The sequence below is a fragment of the Streptomyces sp. NPDC053755 genome, assembly GCF_040677675.1.
Lineage (GTDB): Bacteria > Actinomycetota > Actinomycetes > Streptomycetales > Streptomycetaceae > Streptomyces.
This window is the reverse complement of sequence record NZ_JBFASK010000008.1, coordinates 1-23,320: the sequence shown is the minus strand read 5'-3', so window position 1 is coordinate 23,320 and position 23,320 is coordinate 1. Positions and strand designations below refer to the sequence as shown.

Genomic DNA, 23,320 nt, shown 5'->3' with positions numbered 1-23,320 from the left:
CCGCCGAAAAGCGGCTCCCGGCAGCGACATCCCATGGCGGTGTGCCCGAGTGGCCAATGGGAGCGGACTGTAAATCCGTCGGCTTAGCCTACCCAGGTTCGAATCCTGGCGCCGCCACGCGATAGAGAAGGCCCCCGGTGCGTGCACCGGGGGCCTTCCTCGTTTCCGGGGGCGTTCCTCAGGCGCCCGCCACGGCCTTCACCGCCACGGAGACCGGGACCGAGCCGCTGACCAGTTCCAGGGTCAGGCCCGCCGTGGCCGGGGTCTCGACGAGTTCGGCGAGGACCGCGGCGACGTCGTCGCGGGGGACCGGGCCGCGGCCCGTGTGGGCCTCCAGGCGGATCAGACCCGTGCCGGCGTCGTCGGTCAGCATGCCGGGGCGCAGGATCGTCCAGTCCAGGGCGGAGCGGGAGCGGACGGAGTCGTCGGCGGCGCCCTTGGCGCGCAGGTAGGCGTCGAAGACCTCGTCGCCCGGGTGGTCGGCGTCCGCGCCCATCGAGGAGACGACGACATAGCGCCGTACGCCCGCCCGTTCGGCCGCGTCCGCGAAGAGGACGGCGGCCGCGCGGTCCACGGTGTCCTTGCGCTCCACCGAGCTGCCCGGCCCCGCCCCGGCGGCGAAGACCGCCGCGTCGGCGCCGCGCAGCGCCTCCGCGACCTCGTCGACGGAGGCCGACTCCAGGTCCAGGACGACGGGTTCGGCGCCCGCCGCGCGCAGGTCCTCGGCCTGCTCCGGTCTGCGGATGAGCCCGACGGCCTCGTGCCCGCCCGCCGAGAGCAGGCGCTCCAGGCGTCGGGCGATCTGTCCGTGTCCTCCGGCGATGACGATGCGCATACTCACGACCGTACGACGGGCCCGCCCGGAGGGCCCCCCGAGTCCGGCCGCGACTGGCGCGGAAGATCGAGCGCCGCCGCCGAGTCGCAGTACTCGCGCACCGCGCTCGTCCGGGCCACCACCCGCCCCCGGTGCACCACGATCCGGCTGTACGCCAGGGACAGCACGCCGGTGAGCCGTTCGCCGCGCACCGCGAGCAGTTCGGCGGGGAACCCCGCCTCCACCCGCACCTCCGGCAGCCCCATCGCGGCCCGGGCCGCCGCGCTCACCGCGCCGTACGCGTCGGGTGCCGGCAGGCCGCCCAGGGACGCCAGCAGGTAGGCGGCCTCCAGCGGGTCCCCGCGTCCCACCGGGTTGGAGACGTCCCGCAGCGCCCCGCCGCCCGCGGCGAGCCGCACGCCCGCCGCCCGCAGCAGCCGGACCGGCGCCGCGCCGCGCGTCTCGGTGGCGCCGCAGCCGCCCTGCGGCAGGCAGACCACCGTCACCCCGGCCGCCGCGAGCTGGTCGGCCGCGCGCCGGGCCGTGTCGGAGGAGAGCCGGGCGAGCCCGGCGCAGGGCCCGATCGTCACCCCGGGGCGCAGTCCGCCGGCCATGGCGGCGAGCCGGGCCAGGCGCGCCGGATCGTCACCGTCCGTGTGCAGGTCGACCGGGCAGCCGTGCTCCGCCGCGAGCTCCAGCACCGCCTCCACGTATCCGGCCGGGTCCGGGTCGAGGTCCGGGCAGCCGCCGACGACTCCGGCGCCCATCTTCAGCGCGTCCCTCAGCATCGCGAGGCCGTCGGCGCCCGCCACGCCGGTGAGGAGGCGGGGCACGGCGACGGCCGTCAGGTCAGCGAGGCCGCGCAGCGAGCGCCGGGCCTGGAGGACGGCGCCGAGGGGGCCGAGCCCTTGGACGTCTCCGATCCGGACGTGCGCGCGCAGCGCGGTCGCGCCGTGGCCGAGCTGGAGCAGTGCGGCCTCGGTGGCCCGTCGCTGCACCTCCTCGGGGGCGTAGGAGACGGGCCCGGGGGTGTCGGCGCTGAGGGCGGTGTCGGCGTGGGCGTGGGGTTCGGCAGGCGCGGGCAGCAGAAGGTAGCCGGCGAGGTCGACGCGGGCGCCGGAGGCGGTCAGGCTGCCTGAGGTGCCGACGGCCTCGATCCGGCCGCCGCCGAGGCGTACGTCGACGGTCCGTCCGTCGGTGAGCCGGGCGTTGGAGAGCAGGAGCGTGGTGGAGTCGGCGGTGTCGGCGGCCCAGTCGTCGGGCGGCTGGGGCTGCTTGCTGTCGGCTGACATCGGGCTCCTCAAGGCTCCTCAAGATCAAGATCACGCAGCGTGGGGCCGAGCCTAGGGGCGGTCCGGCCGCCCTTCGAGGAGGAGCGCAATAGTCGTACTGATGAGGCCACGAGTGGCGTACGGGGCGGGAGTGATCACCCCGCGCGCGCGGCCGCGAGGAGGGCGGCGAAACGGATTTGGGCGATCGGCGGAGGACCGTGTAATGTCTTCATCGCTCGCCCCAATAGCTCAGTCGGTAGAGCGTCTCCATGGTAAGGAGAAGGTCTACGGTTCGATTCCGTATTGGGGCTCTGGTGAGAAGGACCCCCGCCTCCGGGCGGGATCCGGATCATCAAAGCGGTGTAGCTCAGTCGGTAGAGCAAGCGGCTCATAATCGCTGTGTCACCGGTTCAAGTCCGGTCACCGCTACACACGGTAGCCGATTGTGGGGTCGGTCCTTCGATCGGCTACTCTTTTATGCGTTCATCCGTCCATCCGTCCGTCAAGGAGCACTCACGTGGCTGCCACCGACGTCCGCCCGAAGATCACGCTGGCCTGCGTGGAGTGCAAGGAGCGGAACTACATCACCAAGAAGAACCGGCGTAACAACCCGGACCGTCTTGAGATGAAGAAGCACTGCCCTCGCTGCAACTCGCACACTGCGCACCGCGAGACTCGCTAATCAGGCTCGTACACGAGGCCGTCCCCACCAGGGGGCGGCCTCGTGTCGTTTGTCGGCAACAAATCCAGGAGGTATCGAGTCCATGGCGCTCGACCAGTCCTTCGTGGGCCGGACCTATCCGCCCACCGCGCCCTACGAGGTCGGCCGCGAAAAGATCCGCGAGTTCGCGGAAGCGGTGGGTGACGCGAATCCCGCCTACACCGATCGGGAAGCGGCGAAGGCGCTCGGTCACCCCGATGTGATCGCTCCCCCGACGTTCGTGTTCTCGATCACGTTCGCGGCGGCGGGACAGGTCATCGAGGACCCGCAGCTGGGCCTGGACTACAGCCGTGTGGTGCACGGCGACCAGAAGTTCGCCTACAGCAGGCCGGTGCGCGCGGGGGACCGGCTCTCGGTGACCTCCACCATCGAGGCGGTCAAGTCCCTCGCGGGCAACGACATCCTCGACATCCGCGGCGAGGTGCACGACGAGAGCGGCGAGCACGTCGTGACCGGCTGGACGAAGATCGTGTCCCGTGCGCCCGAGGAGGCCTGACGTCATGGCTGCGAAGATCGCTTACGACGAGGTCGAGGTCGGCACGGAGCTGCCCGCCCAGTCCTTCCCGGTGACGCGCGCCACGCTGGTGCGGTACGCCGGCGCTTCCGGGGACTTCAACCCCATCCACTGGAACGAGAAGTTCGCGCGTGAGGTCGGGCTCCCCGACGTCATCGCCCACGGCATGTTCACCATGGCCGAGGCGATCCGGGTCGTGACCGACTGGGCCGGCGACCCGGGCGCCGTGGTCGAGTACGGCGTGCGCTTCACCAAGCCGGTGGTCGTGCCGAACGACGACGAGGGCGCCACCGTGGAGGTCAGCGCCAAGGTCGCGGCCAAGCTGGACGACGGGCGGGTCCGGGTGGACCTGACGGCGATGTCCGCCGGCCAGAAGGTCCTGGGCATGTCCCGGGCCGTGGTCAGGCTCGCGTAGCGGGGAGGGGGCGGCCGCCGCGCGCGGCCGCCGCCGCCTCACCCTTCCGCCGCCGAGGCCGCGGGCTGATCCGCGGCCCCCTCGACGGCTGGACCGGCGCCACCGTCCTCACCGCCCTCGTCGCGGGCGGCGCCCTCCTCGGCGGCTTCGTCCACCACGGCGTCCGGGCCAGGGCGCCCATGCTGCCGATGCGGCTCTTCCGCAGCCGCGCCTTCGCCGGCATCAACGCGGCGAGCCTGCTGATGTTCCTCGGGATGTTCGGCTCGATCTTCCTGCTCAGCCAGTACATGCAGGGCGTCCTCGGCTACTCGCCCACCGAGGCCGGACTGCGCATGCTCCCCTGGACCGGCATGCCCATGATCGTGGCGCCGATCGCCGGCTACCTCTCCGACCGGATCGGCGGCCGTCCGGTCGTCGCGGCCGGCCTCGCCCTCCAGGCGGCGGGTCTCGCGTGGTTCGCGCTCGTCGTCACTCCCGACGTGTCGTACGCCGCCCAGCTCCCCGCCCTGATCGTCAGCGGTGTCGGCATGGCCCTCTACTTCGCGCCCGCCGCCAATCTCGTCATGTCCAGCGTCCGGCCGTCCGAGCAGGGCATCGCCTCGGGCGCCAACAACGCCCTGCGGGAGGTCGGCGGCGCCCTCGGTATCGCCGTGATGTCCTCGATCTTCGTCGCCCAGGGCGGCTACGAGTCGGCCCGGCAGTTCGTCGACGGCCTGGAGCCCGCGCTGTGGGTGGGCGCCGGGATGGTGGCCCTGGGAGCGGTCGCGTCGCTGTTCATCCCCGGGGCGCGGGGCCCAGGGAGCGCCGGACGCCCGGGCTCCGGAGGCGGCGGACGGCACGGGGCCCGTCAAGGAGCGGAACGACGATCTGGTCGTCTCCGGCTGACCGCGGTGCGGGGGTGGTTCCCCGTGCCCCCGCGCTCCACGCACGGCACCCGTCCGTACGACCCGCCCCCGCACGGCACCCACCCGCACCCGCCCTGCACCGCACCCACCCTCCCCGCCCCTGCACCGCACCCGCCCTGCACCTACCCTCCCCGCCCCTGCACCGCACCCGCCCTGCACCCACCCTCCCCGCCCCTGCACCGCACCCGCCCTGCCCCGCACCACACCCGACGCGCACGGCCCCGCCCTGACCGGCGGGGTCGTCCCCGTACTCTTGAGCCCGTGCAGGAACTCCACGACGCCCCCCTCGCCCCCCTGACCACCTTCCGGCTCGGCGGCCCCGCCACCCGGCTCGTCACGGCCACCACCGACGACGAGGTGATCGCCACCCTCCGCGCGGCGGACGCCGACGGCACCCCGCTGCTGGTCATCGGCGGCGGCTCCAACCTGGTCATCGGCGACAAGGGCTTCGACGGCACCGCCCTGCGCATCGCCACCCGGGGCTTCCACCTCGACGGCACGCGGCTTGAGCTGGCCGCGGGAGAGGTCTGGACGGACGCGGTGGAGCGGACCGTCGAGGCCGGGCTCGCCGGGATCGAGTGTCTGGCCGGCATCCCCGGATCGGCCGGCGCGACCCCCATCCAGAACGTCGGGGCGTACGGCCAGGACGTCTCCTCCACCGTCACCGAGGTGGTCGCCTACGACACGGCCGAGCACCGGGTGGTGACGCTGACGAACGAGGAGTGCGACTTCTCGTACCGGCACAGCCTCTTCAAGCGGCTGCCGGACCGGTACGTGGTGCTGCGCGTCCGCTTCGAGCTGGAGGAGGCGGGCGGCCTGAGCATGCCGGTCCAGTACGCGGAGACGGCCCGCGCCCTCGGGGTGGAGGTCGGCGACCGGGTGCCGCTGGCGACCGTCCGCGAGACCGTCCTGAAGCTGCGCGCGGGCAAGGGCATGGTGCTCGACCCGGAGGACCACGACACGTGGTCGGCCGGATCCTTCTTCACCAACCCGATCCTCACGACCGAGGAGTTCGCCGCCTTCCACGCGCGCGTGGAGGAGCGTCTCGGCCCGGACGCGAAGGCGCCCGCCTTCCCGGTGGGCGACGCCTTCGTCAAGACCTCGGCGGCCTGGCTGATCGACAAGGCCGGCTTCACCAAGGGGTACGGCTCCGGTCCCGCCCGCATCTCCACCAAGCACACCCTCGCCCTGACCAACCGCGGCGAGGCCACCACCGAGGACCTCCTGGCGCTCGCTCGCGAGGTCGTCGCCGGGGTGCGCGAGGCCTTCGGAGTCACCCTGGTGAACGAGCCGGTGACGGTCGGCGTCAGCCTCTGACCGCCCGCGGCGCCCACCGGCGACCACGTGCCCGGGGCCCGCGGCCTCTCGCGGCTCAGTAGGCGACCCCCGCGCCCTGCCGGACCGTCGCGGGGTCGTCGATCATCGCCGGCATCGCGTAGGCGGCGTCGGCGCGGGCGAGCGTCCGGCCCCGGCTCGGGGTGCCGCCGGCGACGGTGCGGTAGCGGCCGGTGACCGGCTTGTCGGTCAGCCTGGGCGGCCGCACGGCGGTCCAGTCCGCGGAGGCGACCGCAAGCTCCCCCTCCATCGCCCGCAGGTCGGCGTGGACGTCCTCCAGGACCGAGCCGACGACGGCCGGCATCGCCCTGTCGACGAGGCCCTGCCCGTCGGGGACGGGGGCGAGCGGGGCCGCGCTGACCGCCACGAGCCACCGGACGCGTTCGGCGGCGGCCTCGCTCCTGCTCGGGGCCGCGCCCAGCGCGCCCTCGCCTGCGAAGCCAAGGCCGGCTAAGGGACCCGCCCCAGGACCTCCCCCACCTTCGCCGCCTCCCTCGCCCGCACGCTCCTCGCCGGGCTCGCCGCCCGTCCGTGCGCGCCGCGGCGGTACGTCAAGGGCGTTGCGCGGCCTGCCGGAGGGCGGGCACGCTGACCGGATGCTCCTGAAGGCCCGCGCGTTCACACCCCGGACGGGACCGCACGCGTACCGGATCGTCCAGCCCTGGCCGCCCCTGCGGCACACCACCCTCAGCGATCCGCTCGCCTCCCGCTGGGGATGTCTCCTCGGCGACCACGACGGACTCTCCCGCCTCGCGGCGCTGTTCTCCTTCGCCGCCTTCTCCCGGCACACGATCGTCCACGTACCGCTCCGCGACAGCCTGCCCCGCTCCTACGCCCCCGGTGAGCCGGTCGACCTCGTCCTCGTCCACCGCTCGCCCGGCCTGCGCCCTTCAGCCTGGCCCGCCCTGCGCTCCCGGCTGCGCGCCGGCACCCCGCTCACCGTTCGTACGAACGAGGCGCGCACCGCCGCGCACGCCGCCGCCTGGCACGAGGAGGAGGAACGGCGCCACCGGCGGGCGGGCCACGGGCTCCGGCCGGCCGTCCACGCCCGCACGCTCTTCCTGTACGGAGGCCGGGAGGTCTTCTGCGCCGCCTCGGCCGCCTGCGAGACCGCCGCGGGCTTCGGGCCGCTGAGCAAGCGGGCCCGCCAGGGCCACGACGCCCTGGTCGCCTCGCTCACCCCTTACCTGGAGCCCGACCACCAGGGGGACCGCGCCGAGATCGACCTCGGCTTCCAGGCCCACCCGCCCCTGCACCGCTTCAGACGCCCGGGCCCGCCAGCCAGTCGTCGATCCCGGAGAGGAGCTTCCGCCTGACGTCCTCCGGCGCCGCCGACGCCCGCACCGACTGGCGGGCCAGCTCGGCCAGTTCCGCGTCGGTGAAGGCGTGATGGCGGCGGGCGATCTCGTACTGGGCCGCCAGCCGGGACCCGAACAGCAGGGGGTCGTCCGCCCCCAGCGCCATCGGCACCCCCGCCTCGAAGAGCGTCCGCAGCGGCACGTCCTCGTGCTTCTCGTACACCCCGAGCGCCACGTTGGACGCCGGGCAGACCTCGCAGGTCACGCCCTTCTCCGCCAGCTTGCGCAGCACCCGCGGGTCCTCCGCGGCCCGCACCCCGTGGCCCACCCGGGCCGCCCTGAGGTCGTCCAGGCAGTCCCGAACCGACGAGGGACCCGTCAGCTCGCCGCCGTGCGGCGCCGCGAGGAGGCCGCCCTCGCGGGCGATCGCGAAGGCGCGGTCGAAATCGCGGGCCAGGCCCCGCCGCTCGTCGTTCGAGAGCCCGAATCCGACCACACCCCGGTCCGCGTACCGCACCGCGAGCCGGGCCAGCGTGCGGGCCTCCAGCGGGTGCTTCATCCGGTTCGCGGCCACCAGCACCCGCATGCCGAGCCCCGTGTCCCGCGAGGCCGCGTCGACCGCGTCGAGGATGATCTCCATCGCCGGGATGAGCCCACCGAGCAGGGGAGCGTACGAGGTCGGGTCGACCTGGATCTCCAGCCACCCCGAGCCGTCCCGGACGTCCTCCTCGGCCGCCTCGCGGACCAGCCGCTGGATGTCCTCGGGCTCGCGCAGGCAGGACCGGGCGATGTCGTAGAGGCGCTGGAAACGGAACCAGCCGCGCTCGTCGGTCGCCCGCAGCTTGGGCGGGGTGCCGCTGCTCAGCGCCTCGGGGAGATGGACGCCGTACTTGTCGGCCAGCTCGATGAGCGTCGTGGGCCGCATCGAACCGGTGAAGTGCAGATGCAGATGCGCCTTGGGCAACAGGTCGATCGCGCGGAAGGCGGGCCGGGACGCCTGCTCGGACACGTACGGGGGGTGCGGGGGGTGTCCCCCTGAAGAGGCCAGCATTGAAGGATCTTGCCGCACCCGAATGGACGAATACAGCCCCTTTCCCCGATCGGGACCTTGCCCGAACGCAAGAACGGGCCCCCGGTTCCGGAGAACCGGGGGCCCGCCCCTCGGACGCGAACCGTCGAGGTGGAGGTCAGTCGCGCGCTTCCGCCAGCAGCTTCTGCATCCGGGAGACGCCCTCGACCAGGTCCTCGTCACCGAGCGCGTAGGACAGGCGCAGGTAGCCCGGCGTGCCGAAGGCCTCGCCAGGGACGACCGCGACCTCGGCCTCGTCCAGGATCAGCGCGGCCAGCTCGACCGAGGTCTGCGGACGCTTCCCGCGGATCTCCTTGCCCAGCAGGGCCTTCACCGAGGGGTAGACGTAGAACGCGCCCTCCGGCGTCGGGCAGAGGACGCCCTCGATCTCGTTGAGCATCCGCACGATCGTCTGGCGGCGCCGGTCGAAGGCGCGGCCCATCTCGGCGACCGCGTCGAGGTCGCCCGAGACGGCGGCCAGCGCGGCGACCTGGGCCACGTTGCTCACGTTCGAGGTGGCGTGCGACTGGAGGTTGGTCGCGGCCTTGACCACGTCCTTCGGGCCGATGATCCAGCCCACCCGCCAGCCGGTCATCGCGTACGTCTTGGCGACGCCGTTGACCACGATGCACTTGTCGCGCAGCTCGGGCATCACCGACGGCAGCGAGACGGCGGAGGCGCCGCCGTAGACCAGGTGCTCGTAGATCTCGTCGGTCAGCACCCACAGGCCGTGCTCGACGGCCCAGCGGCCGATCGCCTCGGTCTCGGTCTCGCTGTACACCGCGCCGGTCGGGTTGGAGGGGGAGACGAAGAGGACGACCTTCGTCCGCTCCGTCCGCGCTGCCTCCAGCTGCTCGACGGAGACGCGGTAGCCGGTGGTCTCGTCGGCGACGACCTCGACCGGGACACCGCCGGCGAGACGGATCGACTCGGGGTACGTGGTCCAGTACGGGGCCGGGACGATGACCTCGTCGCCCGGGTCGAGGATCGCGGCGAACGCTTCGTAGATCGCCTGCTTGCCGCCGTTGGTCACCAGGACCTGGGAGGCGTCGACCTCGTAGCCGGAGTCGCGCAGCGTCTTGGCGGCGATCGCGGCCTTCAGCTCGGGCAGACCGCCGGCCGGGGTGTAGCGGTGGTACTTCGGGTTCTTGCACGCCTCGACGGCGGCGTCGACGATGTAGTCCGGCGTCGGGAAGTCGGGCTCACCCGCGCCGAAGCCGATCACCGGACGGCCGGCGGCCTTGAGGGCCTTGGCCTTGGCGTCGACGGCGAGGGTCGCGGACTCGGAGATCGCACCGACGCGGGCGGAGACCCGGCGCTCGGTCGGAGGGGTTGCAGCGCTCATACGGCCCATCGTCCCAGACCCTCTCGCGGGCCGGTACACAGGTTTCAGGGAGCGGACAGGAACGGTCATTCCCGGTCGAACGCGGGGCCCTGCGGGCCCCGCCGACCCCCCGGCGACCGGTCCGGCGGAGGTCTTCCGGCGGGCCCGTGAGCCTCCGACGTGCTTTCTGTTCGACGCAGCGCTCATGAACACGTACACTCACTGCTCGTTGGCCCTCACCGACCACATCTCACGATGCGGTAGGTTGGGGAAGCCACAAAGGGTCGTAGCTCAATTGGTAGAGCACTGGTCTCCAAAACCAGCGGTTGGGGGTTCAAGTCCCTCCGGCCCTGCTACACACACCGCCAGGATGTGTGCGCATGTACGTACTTCGATGCACCGCCGTGCGGATCCACCCGGCACGGCACTGCCATGACCCGGGATCAGGTGAGAAGCGTGACGGACGCCGTGGGCTCCATCGACATGCCTGATGCCGAGGACGAAGCGCCGGAGTCTCAGAAGAAGACTCGCAAGGGCGGCAAGCGCGGGAAGAAGGGCCCTCTGGGCCGCCTCGCGCTCTTCTACCGCCAGATCGTCGCGGAACTCCGCAAGGTCGTCTGGCCTACTCGCAGCCAGCTGACGACGTACACCACGGTAGTGATTGTCTTCGTTGTCATCATGATCGGTCTGGTGACCGTGATTGACTATGGCTTCCAGGAAGCAGTCAAGTACGTCTTCGGCTGACTTCTTGTTCCACCCCATCTGTATCCAGGAAGAAGCAGCCACCGTGTCTGACCCGAACCTGAACGACCCCGTCGATTCTGTCGAGTCCGTTGAGGACGAGCTCGACATCGTCGAGGCGGCCGACGAGGACCAGGCTGAGGCTGCTGACGCCGCTGCGGGCGAGGCGGCCGAAGAGGCCGCGCTGGAGATCGACGAGGACGCCTCCGAGGACCTCGACGAGGACGCTTCCGACGAGGACGCCTCCGCGGAGGCCGCCGAGGACGTCGAGGACTCCGCCGACGAGACCGGCGAGGACGAGGCCGAGGAGGAGCCCGCCGCTCCCGTCGACCCGGTCCAGGCCCTGCGTGACGAGCTCCGCGGCCTGCCCGGCGAGTGGTACGTCATCCACACCTACGCCGGCTACGAGAAGCGGGTGAAGGCCAACCTCGAGCAGCGGGCCGTCTCGCTGAACGTCGAGGAGTTCATCTACCAGGCCGAGGTCCCCGAGGAAGAGATCGTCCAGATCAAGAACGGCGAGCGCAAGAACGTCCGGCAGAACAAGCTGCCCGGTTACGTTCTCGTCCGCATGGATCTGACGAACGAGTCCTGGGGCGTCGTCCGCAACACCCCCGGCGTCACCGGCTTCGTGGGCAACGCCTACGACCCGTACCCGCTGACCCTGGACGAGATCGTCAAGATGCTCGCCCCCGAGGCCGAGGAGAAGGCCGCCCGCGAGGCCGCCGAGGCCGAGGGCAAGCCGGCTCCGGCCCGCAAGGTCGAGGTGCAGGTCCTGGACTTCGAGGTCGGCGACTCGGTCACCGTCACCGACGGCCCCTTCGCCACCCTCCAGGCGACGATCAACGAGATCAACGCCGACTCGAAGAAGGTCAAGGGCCTCGTCGAGATCTTCGGTCGCGAGACCCCGGTCGAGCTCAGCTTCGACCAGATCCAGAAGAACTGACCCACACAGGTTTCCGACCAGGTCAGAGTGGCTCTCGCAGCCGCTCTGACCTGCTCGGTTTTTAGCCGCGCGTCTATACCCGTTATCGTTGTGCGGTATGCCTCCATCCGGATGACCGGATGGCGGGCTGAACACTCTCACTAGGACCCGGAGAGAGCAATGCCTCCCAAGAAGAAGAAGGTCACGGGGCTTATCAAGCTCCAGATCAACGCCGGTGCGGCCAACCCGGCCCCGCCGGTCGGCCCCGCGCTCGGTCAGCACGGCGTCAACATCATGGAGTTCTGCAAGGCCTACAACGCCGCGACCGAGTCGCAGCGTGGCATGGTCGTGCCGGTGGAGATCACGGTCTACGAGGACCGTTCCTTCACCTTCATCACCAAGACTCCGCCGGCCGCCAAGCTGATCCTCAAGGCCGCGGGTGTGGACAAGGGCTCCGGCGAGCCGCACAAGACCAAGGTCGCCAAGCTCACGGCCGCCCAGGTCCGCGAGATCGCCTCGGTCAAGCTGCCGGACCTGAACGCCAACGACCTGGACGCCGCGTCGAAGATCATCGCCGGCACCGCCCGCTCCATGGGCATCACGGTCGAGGGCTGATCACCCCCCTCGTGACCTCAGTGGTAGGACCAGCGCTGGTCCGCACCACGACTCCCCACCTGAACCAACAGGAGAAGAAGTGAAGCGCAGCAAGGCTCTCCGCAGCGCGGACGCCAAGATCGACCGGGAGCGGAACTACGCCCCCCTCGAGGCCGTCCGTCTCGCCAAGGACACCGCCGCCACGAAGTTCGACGGCACCGTCGAGGTCGCCTTCCGCCTGGGTGTCGACCCGCGCAAGGCCGACCAGATGGTCCGTGGCACCGTGAACCTCCCGCACGGCACCGGTAAGACCGCCCGGGTCCTGGTCTTCGCGACCGGTGACCGTGCCGAGGCCGCGATCGCCGCGGGCGCCGACATCGTCGGCTCCGACGAGCTCATCGACGAGATCTCCAAGGGCAACCGCCTGAACGAGTTCGACGCCGTGGTGGCCACCCCGGACCTCATGGGCAAGGTCGGCCGCCTCGGCCGCGTCCTCGGCCCGCGTGGTCTCATGCCGAACCCGAAGACCGGCACCGTCACCCCCGACGTCGTCAAGGCTGTCAACGACATCAAGGGCGGCAAGATCGAGTTCCGCGTCGACAAGCACTCGAACCTGCACTTCATCATCGGCAAGGTCTCCTTCGACGAGACGAAGCTGGTCGAGAACTACGCCGCGGCCCTGGAGGAGATCCTCCGTCTGAAGCCGTCCGCCGCCAAGGGCCGCTACATCAAGAAGGCGACCCTGACGACGACGATGGGCCCCGGCATCCCGCTGGACTCCAACCGCACCCGCAACCTCCTCGTCGAGGAGGACCCGGCCGCGGTCTGAGCCTCTCCTGGCTCACTGAGTGGTCACCGGCCCCTCAGTCCCTCCTCGGAGGGGCTGAGGGGCCGGTTTTTTCGCGTACGGGCTCGTCGGTGCCGTGGGTTACCGTGCAGATGACCGACGAACTGAAGATCAAGGGGTGGGGACTCATGAGCATGTCCGCATGGAAGCGCGCGGGCGTCTCCCTGACGGCCGTGGCCGTCTTGGGCGGAGTCGCGGGCTGTCAGGACGGCGACGGGGGCGGGAAGGCCGCCGGGGCGCCCGCGAAGACGCGGCCGGAGCCGCAGCTCCAGAGCCACGACGCCGTCACCAAGGTCATCCAGGCCGCGTACCGCAAGACGTCGGCCGCGAAATCGGCGAAGCTGAAGATGACCATGACGATGCCGACCGGCCTGCAGGGCGGCGGCACCATGGAGATGACCGGTGTCCAGGGGTGGAACCCCGGGGTCATGGACATCACCATGAAGGGCTCCATGCTCAAGGCCGGCGACCCGGGCGCCCCCGAGCGGATGCGCATGATCATGCTCGACAACGTCATGTACATGGACATGGGTGCCGAGCGGGCCGCCGCGATGGACGGCAAGCGCTGGATGAAGCTCGACATGGGCGCCGCCGCGAAGGGCGGGGACGCCGGGCTCCGGAAGCCGGTGAACGGCACCCTCGGACAGATGAACCAGGACCCGGCCAAGCAGCTCGCGCTGCTCCTGGAGTCCCCGAACCTCGAGCACGTGGGCGCCGAGAAGGTCAACGGCGTCGAGACCCAGCACTACAAGGGCACGCTCAGCGTCGAGCAGATGCTGGACGCCAACCAGGCGAAGTCCGCGGTTCTCTCCGAGAAGGAGCGCAAGGAACTCGTCGCCAAGGTCGAGGCGGCCGGCATGAAGGGCTACGACACCGAGGTCTGGGTCGACGCCGACGGCTACCCGTCGCGCATGGTCGTCGGGATGACCATGGCCGTGGGGACGCTCCAGGTGAGGGCCGACTACACCGACTACAGCACCACGACCTCCGTCCAGGCCCCGCCGGCCGAGGACACGTTCGACCTGGCCGAGATGATGGGCGGCCTCGGCGAGAGCTGAGCCGTACGGGCGGATTTGCTCACCGCCGATCCCTTCGCGTACTCTTCCACAGAAGCCAAAGACCGCTGGTCGTTGCCGTTCTCTCGTCAGAGGGTGCGGCGGCCGAAGGATTCGCTGAGATGCGAGCGACCCGCGCAGGTGACCGTGGAAGAGTTCCCGGATCGTTCGATCCGGTCGAGCTGAGCCCCGTGCGCCTGCGCCGGGGCGTTTTGTTTTGTTCAGCCCCTTCTGAGCGGTCCTCATCACCCGGAAGGAGGCCGACGCTCATGGCAAGGCCCGACAAGGCTGCCGCGGTAGCCGAGCTCAAGGACAAGTTCCAGAGCTCGAGCGCCGTCGTGCTGACCGAGTACCGGGGTCTCACCGTGGCGCAGCTGAAGACGCTGCGTCGTTCGCTCGGTGAGAACGCCCAGTACGCCGTGGTGAAGAACACGCTGACCAAGATTGCGGCCAACGAGGCCGGGATCACTTCGCTCGACGACCAGTTCACCGGTCCGACGGGCGCTGCCTTCATCACCGGTGACCCGGTGGAGTCGGCGAAGGGTCTTCGTGACTTCGCCAAGGACAACCCGAACCTCGTCATCAAGGGCGGTGTCCTTGACGGCAAGGCGCTGTCCGCCGACGAGATCAAGAAGCTTGCGGACCTCGAGTCCCGCGAGGTTCTGCTCAGCAAGCTGGCCGGTGCCTTCAAGGGCAAGCAGTCTCAGGCTGCCTCGCTCTTCCAGGCGCTGCCGTCGAAGTTCGTCCGCACCGCGGAAGCGCTTCGCGTCAAGCTCGCCGAGCAGGGCGGTGCCGAGTAACTCGGCTCGCGCAATGACCATCGCCCCATCAGGGGGGACGGTCGCAGCGGGCCGACAGTACGCCCGCCTACATGTACATCGGCACCAGCCGAATTAGTGGAAGGATCGCCCATCATGGCGAAGCTCTCTCAGGACGACCTCCTCGCCCAGTTCGAGGAGATGACCCTCATCGAGCTCTCCGAGTTCGTGAAGGCCTTCGAGGAGAAGTTCGACGTCACCGCCGCCGCGGCCGTCGCCGTTGCCGGCCCCGCCCAGGGCGGCGCCGCCCCCGAGGCTGCTGAGGAGCAGGACGAGTTCGACGTCATCCTCACCGCCGCCGGTGACAAGAAGATCCAGGTCATCAAGGTCGTGCGCGAGCTGACCTCCCTCGGCCTGAAGGAGGCCAAGGACCTCGTCGACGGTGCGCCGAAGCCCGTCCTCGAGAAGGTCGCCAAGGAGGCCGCGGAGAAGGCCGCCGAGTCCCTCAAGGGCGCCGGCGCCTCCGTCGAGGTCAAGTAACACCCCGCGAGTCTCCTGACTCGCTCAGGCGCCGCTCAGGCGCCTTCAGAAGGGCGATCACCCATCCGGGTGGTCGCCCTTCGGCGTTCCCCGGACGGGCGCGTCGGGGGGCGTGAGGCCCGTCCGTGGCGGAGTATGGTGATCTTCGCCGTGCGCACCCGCTGACCGGGGGGCCTTGACGAACCGCACGCAGCGCGCAATTCTCAGGACGCGTCGTCACAACGATCCGTATCCGAGGCATGGATCGACGACGGAACGGGCAGTATCGAGGTGCGCCACACGGCGCGTGGTACCGCGGAGTTGAGAACAACGAGGGTCGAGAAAAGCACGCCCTGGACATCAGTGAGCCGAGTGGCTACACTGACCCTTTGCGCTGCCTGTTAGCTGCCCCCTGCCCGTCACCAGGGGCATCCCCTCGCAAAAGCATCGTGGACACGACCGCCCTGACCTGGCCTTTCGGCCTCTGTCCGGAACGTCCGTCTCTGTGCACCGCTTGGGACCGGTACGCGCGTAGTGAGTCCGAGCCCTCGGAAGGACCCCCTCTTGGCCGCCTCGCGCAACGCCTCGACCAATACGAACAACGGCGCCAGCACCGCCCCGCTGCGCATCTCCTTTGCAAAGATCAAGGAGCCCCTCGAGGTTCCGAACCTCCTCGCGCTGCAGACCGAGAGCTTTGACTGGCTGCTCGGCAACGCCGCCTGGAAGGCTCGCGTCGAGGCAGCTCTCGAGTCGGGACAGGACGTCCCCAGGAAGTCGGGTCTGGAAGAGATCTTCGAGGAGATCTCGCCGATCGAGGACTTCTCCGGGTCGATGTCGCTGACCTTCCGCGACCACCGTTTCGAGCCGCCGAAGAACTCGATCGACGAGTGCAAGGACCGTGACTTCACGTACGGCGCCCCGCTCTTCGTCACGGCCGAGTTCACCAACAACGAGACCGGCGAGATCAAGTCCCAGACGGTCTTCATGGGCGACTTCCCGCTCATGACGAACAAGGGCACCTTCGTCATCAACGGCACCGAGCGTGTCGTCGTGTCGCAGCTCGTCCGCTCGCCGGGCGTCTACTTCGACTCCTCGATCGACAAGACGTCCGACAAGGACATCTTCTCGGCCAAGATCATCCCTTCCCGGGGTGCCTGGCTGGAGATGGAGATCGACAAGCGCGACATGGTCGGTGTCCGCATCGACCGCAAGCGCAAGCAGTCCGTCACCGTCCTCCTGAAGGCGCTCGGCTGGAGCACCGAGCAGATCCTGCAGGAGTTTGGCGAGTACGAGTCCATGCGCGCCACCCTGGAAAAGGACCACACCCAGGGCCAGGACGACGCACTGCTCGACATCTACCGCAAGCTCCGTCCGGGCGAGCCGCCGACGCGTGAGGCCGCTCAGACGCTGCTCGAGAACCTCTACTTCAACCCCAAGCGCTACGACCTCGCGAAGGTCGGCCGCTACAAGGTGAACAAGAAGCTCGGCGCGGACGAGCCGCTGGACGCGGGTGTCCTCACCACCGACGACATCATCGCGACCATCAAGTACCTCGTGAAGCTCCACGCGGGCGAGACCGAGACGGTCGGCGAGTCGGGCCGGGAGATCGTCGTCGAGACCGACGACATCGACCACTTCGGCAACCGCCGCCTGCGCAACGTCGGCGAGCTCATCCAGAACCAGGTCCGCACGGGTCTGGCTCGTATGGAGCGCGTCGTGCGCGAGCGCATGACCACCCAGGACGTCGAGGCGATCACGCCGCAGACCCTGATCAACATCCGGCCGGTCGTCGCCTCCATCAAGGAGTTCTTCGGCACCAGCCAGCTGTCGCAGTTCATGGACCAGAACAACCCGCTGTCGGGTCTGACGCACAAGCGTCGTCTCTCGGCGCTGGGTCCCGGTGGTCTGTCCCGTGAGCGGGCCGGCTTCGAGGTCCGAGACGTGCACCCGTCCCACTACGGACGCATGTGCCCGATCGAGACCCCCGAAGGCCCGAACATCGGTCTGATCGGTTCGCTCGCCTCGTACGGCCGCGTCAACGCGTTCGGCTTCATCGAGACGCCGTACCGCAAGGTCGTCGACGGCCAGGTCACCGACGAGGTCGACTACATCACGGCCGACGAAGAGGACCGCTACGTCATCGCCCAGGCGAACGCGACCCTGAACGACGAGCTCCAGTTCACCGAGCCCCGCGTTCTGGTCCGCCGCCGTGGTGGCGAGGTCGACTACGTCCCGCCGGCCGACGTCGACTACATGGACGTCTCGCCGCGCCAGATGGTGTCGGTCGCGACCGCCATGATCCCGTTCCTCGAGCACGACGACGCCAACCGTGCCCTCATGGGCGCGAACATGATGCGTCAGGCGGTGCCGCTGATTAAGTCCGAGGCCCCGCTCGTCGGTACCGGCATGGAGTACCGCTGTGCCACCGACGCCGGCGACGTGCTGAAGGCCGAGAAGGACGGTGTGGTCCAGGAGGTCTCCGCGGACTACATCACCACCACGAACGACGACGGCACGTACACCACGTACCGCCTGCACAAGTTCTCCCGGTCGAACCAGGGCACCTCTGTCAACCAGAAGGTCGTCGTGGACGAGGGCTCGCGCGTCATCGAGGGCCAGGTCCTCGCCGACGGTCCGGCCACCGAGAACGGCGAGATGGCGCTCGGCAAGAACCTGCTCGTGGCGTTCATGCCGTGGGAGGGTCACAACTACGAGGACGCGATCATCCTGTCGCAGCGCCTCGTGCAGGACGACGTCCTCTCCTCGATCCACATCGAGGAGCACGAGGTCGACGCCCGTGACACCAAGCTCGGCCCGGAGGAGATCACCCGGGACATCCCGAACGTCTCCGAGGAGGTCCTCGCCGACCTCGACGAGCGCGGCATCATCCGTATCGGTGCCGAGGTCGTCGCCGGCGACATCCTCGTCGGCAAGGTCACGCCCAAGGGCGAGACCGAGCTGACCCCGGAGGAGCGTCTGCTCCGCGCGATCTTCGGTGAGAAGGCGCGTGAGGTCCGTGACACCTCGCTGAAGGTGCCGCACGGCGAGACCGGCAAGGTCATCGGCGTCCGCGTCTTCGACCGCGAGGAGGGCGACGAGCTTCCCCCGGGCGTGAACCAGCTGGTCCGCGTCTACGTCGCCCAGAAGCGCAAGATCACCGATGGTGACAAGCTCGCCGGCCGTCACGGCAACAAGGGTGTCATCTCCAAGATCCTTCCGATCGAGGACATGCCCTTCCTCGAGGACGGCACCCCGGTCGACATCATCCTCAACCCGCTGGGTGTCCCGTCCCGAATGAACCCGGGACAGGTCCTGGAGATCCACCTCGGCTGGCTCGCCAGCCGCGGCTGGGACGTCTCCGGCCTCGCGGACGAGTGGGCCGAGCGCCTGCAGGCGATCGGCGCCGACCAGGTCGCCCCGGGCACCAACGTCGCCACCCCCGTCTTCGACGGTGCGCGTGAGGACGAGCTCGCGGGTCTGCTCCAGCACACGATCCCGAACCGCGACGGCGAGCGCATGGTGCTTCCCTCCGGCAAGGCGCGTCTGTTCGACGGCCGCTCCGGCGAGCCGTTCCCGGACCCGATCTCGGTCGGGTACATGTACATCCTCAAGCTCCACCACCTGGTCGACGACAAGCTGCACGCCCGGTCGACCGGTCCGTACTCGATGATCACCCAGCAGCCGCTGGGTGGTAAGGCCCAGTTCGGTGGCCAGCGCTTCGGTGAGATGGAGGTGTGGGCGCTGGAGGCTTACGGCGCCGCGTACGCCCTCCAGGAGCTGCTGACGATCAAGTCCGACGACGTCACCGGCCGCGTGAAGGTCTACGAGGCCATCGTCAAGGGCGAGAACATCCCTGAGCCCGGCATCCCCGAGTCCTTCAAGGTGCTCATCAAGGAGATGCAGTCCCTGTGCCTCAACGTGGAGGTGCTGTCCTCGGACGGCATGTCCATCGAGATGCGCGACACCGACGAGGACGTCTTCCGCGCAGCGGAGGAGCTCGGTATCGACCTGTCCCGGCGCGAGCCGAGCAGCGTCGAAGAGGTCTGACGGGAGTCCGGTACGGGGGCTGCGCCATCACATGGCGAAGCCCCCGGCCGGCCCCAGGACCCCCGTATCAGACCCCAAGACTTACAACCCTGAGAGGGATTGACGCATAGTGCTCGACGTCAACTTCTTCGACGAGCTCCGGATCGGTCTGGCCACCGCTGACGACATCCGTCAGTGGAGCCACGGCGAGGTCAAGAAGCCGGAGACCATCAACTACCGCACGCTCAAGCCCGAGAAGGACGGACTCTTCTGCGAGAAGATCTTCGGTCCGACCCGGGACTGGGAGTGCTACTGCGGCAAGTACAAGCGTGTCCGCTTCAAGGGCATCATCTGTGAGCGGTGTGGCGTCGAGGTCACCCGCGCGAAGGTGCGCCGTGAGCGGATGGGCCACATCGAGCTCGCCGCTCCCGTCACCCACATCTGGTACTTCAAGGGCGTTCCGTCGCGTCTTGGCTACCTGCTCGACCTCGCGCCGAAGGACCTCGAGAAGGTCATCTACTTCGCCGCGTACATGATCACGTTCGTCGACGACGAGCGTCGTACCCGTGACCTGCCGTCGCTGGAGGCCCACGTCTCCGTCGAGCGTCAGCAGATCGAGAACCGTCGCGACTCCGACCTGGAGGCCCGCGCCAAGAAGCTCGAGACCGACCTGGCCGAGCTCGAGGCCGAGGGTGCCAAGGCCGACGTGCGCCGCAAGGTGCGCGAGGGCGCCGAGCGTGAGATGAAGCAGCTGCGCGACCGTGCGCAGCGCGAGATCGACCGTCTCGACGAGGTCTGGAACCGCTTCAAGAACCTCAAGGTCCAGGACCTGGAGGGCGACGAGCTCCTCTACCGCGAGCTGCGTGACCGCTTCGGCACGTACTTCGACGGTTCGATGGGCGCCGCGGCGCTGCAGAAGCGCCTGGAGTCCTTCGACCTGGACGAGGAGGCCGAGCGCCTCCGCGAGATCATCCGTACCGGCAAGGGCCAGAAGAAGACCCGTGCGCTCAAGCGCCTCAAGGTCGTCTCCGCGTTCCTGCAGACCGCGAACAGCCCCAAGGGCATGGTTCTCGACTGCGTGCCGGTGATCCCGCCGGACCTGCGTCCGATGGTGCAGCTGGACGGTGGCCGCTTCGCGACCTCCGACCTGAACGACCTGTACCGCCGCGTGATCAACCGCAACAACCGTCTGAAGCGTCTGCTCGACCTCGGTGCCCCCGAGATCATCGTGAACAACGAGAAGCGGATGCTCCAGGAGGCGGTCGACGCCCTCTTCGACAACGGCCGTCGCGGTCGCCCGGTCACGGGCCCCGGCAACCGTCCGCTGAAGTCCCTCAGCGACATGCTGAAGGGCAAGCAGGGCCGATTCCGTCAGAACCTGCTCGGCAAGCGTGTGGACTACTCCGCGCGCTCCGTCATCGTCGTCGGTCCGCAGCTGAAGCTGCACCAGTGCGGTCTGCCGAAGGCCATGGCGCTGGAGCTCTTCAAGCCGTTCGTGATGAAGCGCCTGGTCGACCTGAACCACGCGCAGAACATCAAGAGCGCCAAGCGGATGGTCGAGCGCGGCCGCACGGTCGTGTACGACGTCCTCGAAGAGGTCATCGCCGAGCACCCGGTCCTGCTGAACCGTGCGCCCACGCTGCACCGCCTCGGCATCCAGGCCTTCGAGCCCCAGCTGGTCGAGGGCAAGGCCATCCAGATCCACCCGCTCGTCTGCACCGCGTTCAACGCGGACTTCGACGGTGACCAGATGGCCGTGCACCTGCCGCTCTCCGCGGAGGCGCAGGCCGAGGCCCGCATCCTGATGCTGTCCTCGAACAACATCCTCAAGCCGGCCGACGGCCGTCCGGTCACGATGCCGACCCAGGACATGGTCCTCGGTCTGTTCTTCCTGACCACCGACGGTGAGCTGCGTGACACCAAGGGCGAGGGCCGCGCGTTCGGCTCCACGGCCGAGGCGATCATGGCGTTCGACGCCGGCGAGCTGGCGCTGCAGTCGCAGATCGACATCCGCTTCCCGATCGGCACCGTTCCCCCGCGCGGCTGGGTCCCCCCGGTCGCCGAGGAGGGCGAGCCGCAGTGGCAGCAGGGTGACTCGTTCCGCCTGCGGACGACCCTGGGCCGCGCGCTCTTCAACGAGCTGCTGCCCGAGGACTACCCGTTCGTCGACTACTCCGTCGGCAAGAAGCAGCTCTCCGAGATCGTCAACGACCTCGCCGAGCGGTACCCCAAGGTCATCGTGGCGGCGACGCTCGACAACCTGAAGGCGTCGGGCTTCTACTGGGCGACCCGCTCCGGCGTCACCGTCGCCATCTCGGACGTCGTCGTGCCCGAGGCCAAGAAGGCCATCGTCAAGGGCTACGAGGAGCAGGACGAGAAGGTCCAGAAGCAGTACGAGCGCGGTCTCATCACCAAGGAAGAGCGCACTCACGAGCTCATCGGCATCTGGACCCGCGCGACCAACGAGGTCGCCGAGGCCATGAACGCCAACTTCCCCAAGACGAACCCCATCTTCATGATGGTTGACTCGGGTGCCCGAGGAAACATGATGCAGATGCGGCAGATCGCCGGTATGCGTGGTCTGGTGTCGAACGCCAAGAACGAGACGATTCCCCGTCCCATCAAGGCGTCCTTCCGTGAGGGTCTCTCCGTCCTCGAGTACTTCATCTCGACGCACGGTGCCCGTAAGGGTCTGGCCGACACCGCCCTGCGTACCGCCGACTCGGGTTACCTGACCCGTCGTCTGGTGGACGTCTCGCAGGACGTGATCATCCGCGAGGAGGACTGCGGCACCGAGCGCGGTCTGAAGCTGAAGATCGCCGAGAAGGGTGCCGACGGCATCCTGCGGAAGACGGACGACGTCGAGACCTCCGTGTACGCGCGGATGCTCGCCGAGGACGTCGTCGTGGACGGCAAGGTCATCGCGCCGGCCAACGTCGACCTGGGTGACGTGCTGATCGACGCCCTCGTGAACGCGGGTGTCGAGGAGGTCAAGACCCGTTCGGTCCTGACCTGTGAGTCCGCGGTCGGCACCTGTGCCTTCTGCTACGGCCGTTCGCTGGCCACCGGCAAGCTGGTCGACATCGGTGAGGCGGTCGGCATCATCGCCGCCCAGTCCATCGGTGAGCCCGGCACCCAGCTGACGATGCGTACCTTCCACACCGGTGGTGTGGCCGGTGACGACATCACCCAGGGTCTGCCCCGTGTCGTCGAGCTCTTCGAGGCCCGTCAGCCCAAGGGTGTCGCCCCGATCTCGGAGGCGGCCGGCCGCGTCCGCATCGAGGAGACCGAGAAGACCAAGAAGATCGTCGTCACCCCGGACGACGGCAGCGACGAGACGGCGTTCCCGATCTCGAAGCGCGCCCGTCTGCTCGTGGGCGAGGGCGACCACGTCGAGGTGGGCCAGAAGCTCACCGTGGGTGCCACCAACCCGCACGACGTGCTGCGGATCCTCGGTCAGCGCGCGGTCCAGGTCCACCTGGTCGGCGAAGTCCAGAAGGTCTACAACTCGCAGGGCGTGTCGATCCACGACAAGCACATCGAGATCATCATCCGGCAGATGCTGCGCCGTGTGACGATCATCGAGTCCGGCGACGCGGAGCTGCTGCCGGGCGAGCTCGTCGAGCGCTCGAAGTTCGAGACCGAGAACCGTCGTGTGGTCACCGAGGGCGGTCACCCCGCCTCCGGCCGTCCGCAGCTGATGGGTATCACCAAGGCCTCGCTGGCGACGGAATCCTGGCTGTCGGCCGCCTCCTTCCAGGAGACGACCCGAGTCCTGACGGATGCGGCGATCAACGCCAAGTCCGACAGCCTCATCGGCCTCAAGGAGAACGTCATCATCGGTAAGCTCATCCCGGCCGGTACGGGTCTGTCCCGCTACCGCAACATCCGGGTCGAGCCGACCGAGGAGGCCAAGGCCGCGATGTACTCGGCCGTCGGCTACGACGACATCGACTACTCGCCGTTCGGCACCGGCTCCGGCCAGGCCGTCCCGCTGGAGGACTACGACTACGGTCCGTACAACCAGTAAGCGAGTCGCTTGAAGCGCCGAAGGGCGGTCACCCCGTTGCGTACGGGGTGACCGCCCTTCGGCGTACCCGCCTCCCGGGGCGCCTGGTCCCGGACCGTGGACGAGCAGCTGCGCCGCAGGGCTTCCCGTACGGCGGGCTCGTCGTCGACGATGAGGATGCGG

At 69.3% G+C, this 23,320-nt stretch carries 20 protein-coding genes, 4 tRNA genes and 1 pseudogene; 19 read left to right on the top strand and 6 right to left on the bottom strand.

Features of this window, described 5'->3' with window-relative positions; all coding sequences use genetic code 11:
• The first annotated feature begins 35 nt into the window (after positions 1 to 35).
• A tRNA-Tyr gene (locus tag AB0K65_RS10845) sits at positions 36 to 117 on the top strand.
• A 61-nt stretch (positions 118 to 178) separates the two neighbouring features.
• Here the strand turns inward: AB0K65_RS10845 and AB0K65_RS10840 are convergent.
• Together AB0K65_RS10840 and AB0K65_RS10835 are read right to left on the bottom strand one after the other, a co-directional pair.
• Positions 179 to 835, bottom strand: a complete 657-nt coding sequence (locus AB0K65_RS10840) for an SDR family oxidoreductase (protein WP_365715450.1) — start codon at positions 833 to 835, stop codon at positions 179 to 181.
• A 2-nt stretch (positions 836 to 837) separates the two neighbouring features.
• Positions 838 to 2,106, bottom strand: a complete 1,269-nt coding sequence (locus AB0K65_RS10835) for an amidohydrolase family protein (protein WP_365715449.1) — start codon at positions 2,104 to 2,106, stop codon at positions 838 to 840.
• 217 nt (positions 2,107 to 2,323) lie between these two features.
• Here AB0K65_RS10835 and AB0K65_RS10830 point away from each other — a divergent pair.
• The 7 genes and pseudogenes from AB0K65_RS10830 to AB0K65_RS10800 all read left to right on the top strand — a co-directional run bounded on the left by AB0K65_RS10830 (position 2,324) and on the right by AB0K65_RS10800 (position 5,957).
• Positions 2,324 to 2,396 (top strand) — tRNA-Thr (locus tag AB0K65_RS10830).
• 45 nt (positions 2,397 to 2,441) lie between these two features.
• Positions 2,442 to 2,514: transfer RNA gene (locus AB0K65_RS10825), tRNA-Met, on the top strand.
• 88 nt (positions 2,515 to 2,602) lie between these two features.
• Positions 2,603 to 2,767, top strand: coding sequence for a 50S ribosomal protein L33 (gene rpmG, locus AB0K65_RS10820; protein WP_003956487.1), 165 nt, complete (start codon positions 2,603 to 2,605; stop codon positions 2,765 to 2,767).
• A gap of 82 nt (positions 2,768 to 2,849) precedes the next feature.
• Positions 2,850 to 3,302, top strand: a complete 453-nt coding sequence (locus tag AB0K65_RS10815) for a MaoC family dehydratase N-terminal domain-containing protein (protein WP_365715448.1) — start codon at positions 2,850 to 2,852, stop codon at positions 3,300 to 3,302.
• A 4-nt stretch (positions 3,303 to 3,306) separates the two neighbouring features.
• Positions 3,307 to 3,735 (top strand): MaoC family dehydratase, encoded by a 429-nt coding sequence (locus AB0K65_RS10810; protein WP_365715447.1) that lies wholly within the window; start codon positions 3,307 to 3,309, stop codon positions 3,733 to 3,735.
• A gap of 65 nt (positions 3,736 to 3,800) precedes the next feature.
• Positions 3,801 to 4,535 (top strand): annotated as a pseudogene (locus AB0K65_RS10805) (MFS transporter); the annotation flags it as partial.
• Positions 4,536 to 4,901: 366 nt separating this feature from the next.
• On the top strand, positions 4,902 to 5,957 hold the full coding sequence (locus AB0K65_RS10800; protein WP_365715601.1) for a UDP-N-acetylmuramate dehydrogenase: 1,056 nt from the start codon (positions 4,902 to 4,904) through the stop codon (positions 5,955 to 5,957).
• A 55-nt stretch (positions 5,958 to 6,012) separates the two neighbouring features.
• On the opposite strand, the gene AB0K65_RS10795 is transcribed toward AB0K65_RS10800, so the two are convergent.
• Positions 6,013 to 6,597 carry an NAD(P)H-binding protein gene (locus AB0K65_RS10795; protein WP_365715446.1) on the bottom strand — a complete coding sequence of 195 codons (585 nt, stop codon included), beginning with the start codon at positions 6,595 to 6,597 and terminating at the stop codon, positions 6,013 to 6,015.
• Here AB0K65_RS10795 and AB0K65_RS10790 point away from each other — a divergent pair.
• Entirely contained in the window at positions 6,572 to 7,291 is a 720-nt protein-coding gene (locus AB0K65_RS10790; RefSeq protein WP_365715445.1) for a hypothetical protein, read from the top strand. The genes AB0K65_RS10795 and AB0K65_RS10790 overlap by 26 nt on opposite strands.
• Here AB0K65_RS10790 and AB0K65_RS10785 read toward each other — a convergent pair.
• On the bottom strand, positions 7,236 to 8,282 hold the full coding sequence (locus AB0K65_RS10785; RefSeq protein ID WP_365715444.1) for an adenosine deaminase: 1,047 nt from the start codon (positions 8,280 to 8,282) through the stop codon (positions 7,236 to 7,238). The genes AB0K65_RS10790 and AB0K65_RS10785 overlap by 56 nt on opposite strands.
• Before the next feature lie 178 nt (positions 8,283 to 8,460).
• Positions 8,461 to 9,687: a pyridoxal phosphate-dependent aminotransferase gene (locus tag AB0K65_RS10780; protein WP_365715443.1), complete on the bottom strand. Its 1,227-nt coding sequence runs from the start codon at positions 9,685 to 9,687 to the stop codon at positions 8,461 to 8,463.
• A gap of 259 nt (positions 9,688 to 9,946) precedes the next feature.
• Between AB0K65_RS10780 and AB0K65_RS10775 the strand changes: the two genes are divergently transcribed.
• From AB0K65_RS10775 to AB0K65_RS10730, 10 genes are all read left to right on the top strand, one after another.
• A tRNA-Trp gene (locus AB0K65_RS10775) sits at positions 9,947 to 10,019 on the top strand.
• 103 nt (positions 10,020 to 10,122) lie between these two features.
• Positions 10,123 to 10,410 (top strand): preprotein translocase subunit SecE, encoded by a 288-nt coding sequence (gene secE / locus AB0K65_RS10770; protein ID WP_365715442.1) that lies wholly within the window; start codon positions 10,123 to 10,125, stop codon positions 10,408 to 10,410.
• Between the two features lie 43 nt (positions 10,411 to 10,453).
• Positions 10,454 to 11,350, top strand: coding sequence for a transcription termination/antitermination protein NusG (gene nusG / locus AB0K65_RS10765; protein WP_365715441.1), 897 nt, complete (start codon positions 10,454 to 10,456; stop codon positions 11,348 to 11,350).
• 159 nt (positions 11,351 to 11,509) lie between these two features.
• Complete coding sequence (rplK, locus tag AB0K65_RS10760; RefSeq protein WP_030208950.1) at positions 11,510 to 11,944, top strand: 50S ribosomal protein L11; 435 nt, start codon at positions 11,510 to 11,512, stop codon at positions 11,942 to 11,944.
• 79 nt (positions 11,945 to 12,023) lie between these two features.
• Complete coding sequence (rplA, locus tag AB0K65_RS10755; RefSeq protein ID WP_147980739.1) at positions 12,024 to 12,752, top strand: 50S ribosomal protein L1; 729 nt, start codon at positions 12,024 to 12,026, stop codon at positions 12,750 to 12,752.
• A gap of 146 nt (positions 12,753 to 12,898) precedes the next feature.
• Complete coding sequence (locus AB0K65_RS10750) at positions 12,899 to 13,828, top strand: hypothetical protein (RefSeq protein ID WP_365715600.1); 930 nt, start codon at positions 12,899 to 12,901, stop codon at positions 13,826 to 13,828.
• A 266-nt stretch (positions 13,829 to 14,094) separates the two neighbouring features.
• Positions 14,095 to 14,625, top strand: coding sequence for a 50S ribosomal protein L10 (gene rplJ, locus AB0K65_RS10745; RefSeq protein ID WP_365715440.1), 531 nt, complete (start codon positions 14,095 to 14,097; stop codon positions 14,623 to 14,625).
• 114 nt (positions 14,626 to 14,739) lie between these two features.
• The gene (gene rplL, locus AB0K65_RS10740) at positions 14,740 to 15,123 is read left to right on the top strand and encodes a 50S ribosomal protein L7/L12 (protein WP_365715438.1); all 384 of its coding nucleotides are present in this window, start codon (positions 14,740 to 14,742) and stop codon (positions 15,121 to 15,123) included.
• Positions 15,124 to 15,666: 543 nt separating this feature from the next.
• Positions 15,667 to 19,149, top strand: a complete 3,483-nt coding sequence (gene rpoB, locus AB0K65_RS10735; RefSeq protein WP_365715437.1) for a DNA-directed RNA polymerase subunit beta — start codon at positions 15,667 to 15,669, stop codon at positions 19,147 to 19,149.
• Positions 19,150 to 19,258: 109 nt separating this feature from the next.
• On the top strand, positions 19,259 to 23,158 hold the full coding sequence (locus AB0K65_RS10730) for a DNA-directed RNA polymerase subunit beta' (protein ID WP_365715436.1): 3,900 nt from the start codon (positions 19,259 to 19,261) through the stop codon (positions 23,156 to 23,158).
• Here AB0K65_RS10730 and AB0K65_RS10725 read toward each other — a convergent pair.
• A partial coding sequence (locus tag AB0K65_RS10725; protein ID WP_365715435.1) for a response regulator occupies positions 23,137 to 23,320 on the bottom strand: 184 nt, incomplete at its 5' end. The two genes, AB0K65_RS10730 and AB0K65_RS10725, sit on opposite strands and share 22 nt — an antisense overlap.

Coding starts and splice junctions, on each gene's coding strand:
- AB0K65_RS10840 (WP_365715450.1), bottom strand. CDS start 835: ATGCGCATCGTCATCGCCGGAGGACACGGACAGATCGCCCGACGCCTG.
- AB0K65_RS10835 (WP_365715449.1), bottom strand. CDS start 2,106: ATGTCAGCCGACAGCAAGCAGCCCCAGCCGCCCGACGACTGGGCCGCC.
- AB0K65_RS10815 (WP_365715448.1), top strand. CDS start 2,850: ATGGCGCTCGACCAGTCCTTCGTGGGCCGGACCTATCCGCCCACCGCG.
- AB0K65_RS10810 (WP_365715447.1), top strand. CDS start 3,307: ATGGCTGCGAAGATCGCTTACGACGAGGTCGAGGTCGGCACGGAGCTG.
- AB0K65_RS10790 (WP_365715445.1), top strand. CDS start 6,572: ATGCTCCTGAAGGCCCGCGCGTTCACACCCCGGACGGGACCGCACGCG.
- AB0K65_RS10780 (WP_365715443.1), bottom strand. CDS start 9,687: ATGAGCGCTGCAACCCCTCCGACCGAGCGCCGGGTCTCCGCCCGCGTC.
- rplK (WP_030208950.1), top strand. CDS start 11,510: ATGCCTCCCAAGAAGAAGAAGGTCACGGGGCTTATCAAGCTCCAGATC.
- AB0K65_RS10750 (WP_365715600.1), top strand. CDS start 12,899: ATGAGCATGTCCGCATGGAAGCGCGCGGGCGTCTCCCTGACGGCCGTG.
- rplJ (WP_365715440.1), top strand. CDS start 14,095: ATGGCAAGGCCCGACAAGGCTGCCGCGGTAGCCGAGCTCAAGGACAAG.
- rplL (WP_365715438.1), top strand. CDS start 14,740: ATGGCGAAGCTCTCTCAGGACGACCTCCTCGCCCAGTTCGAGGAGATG.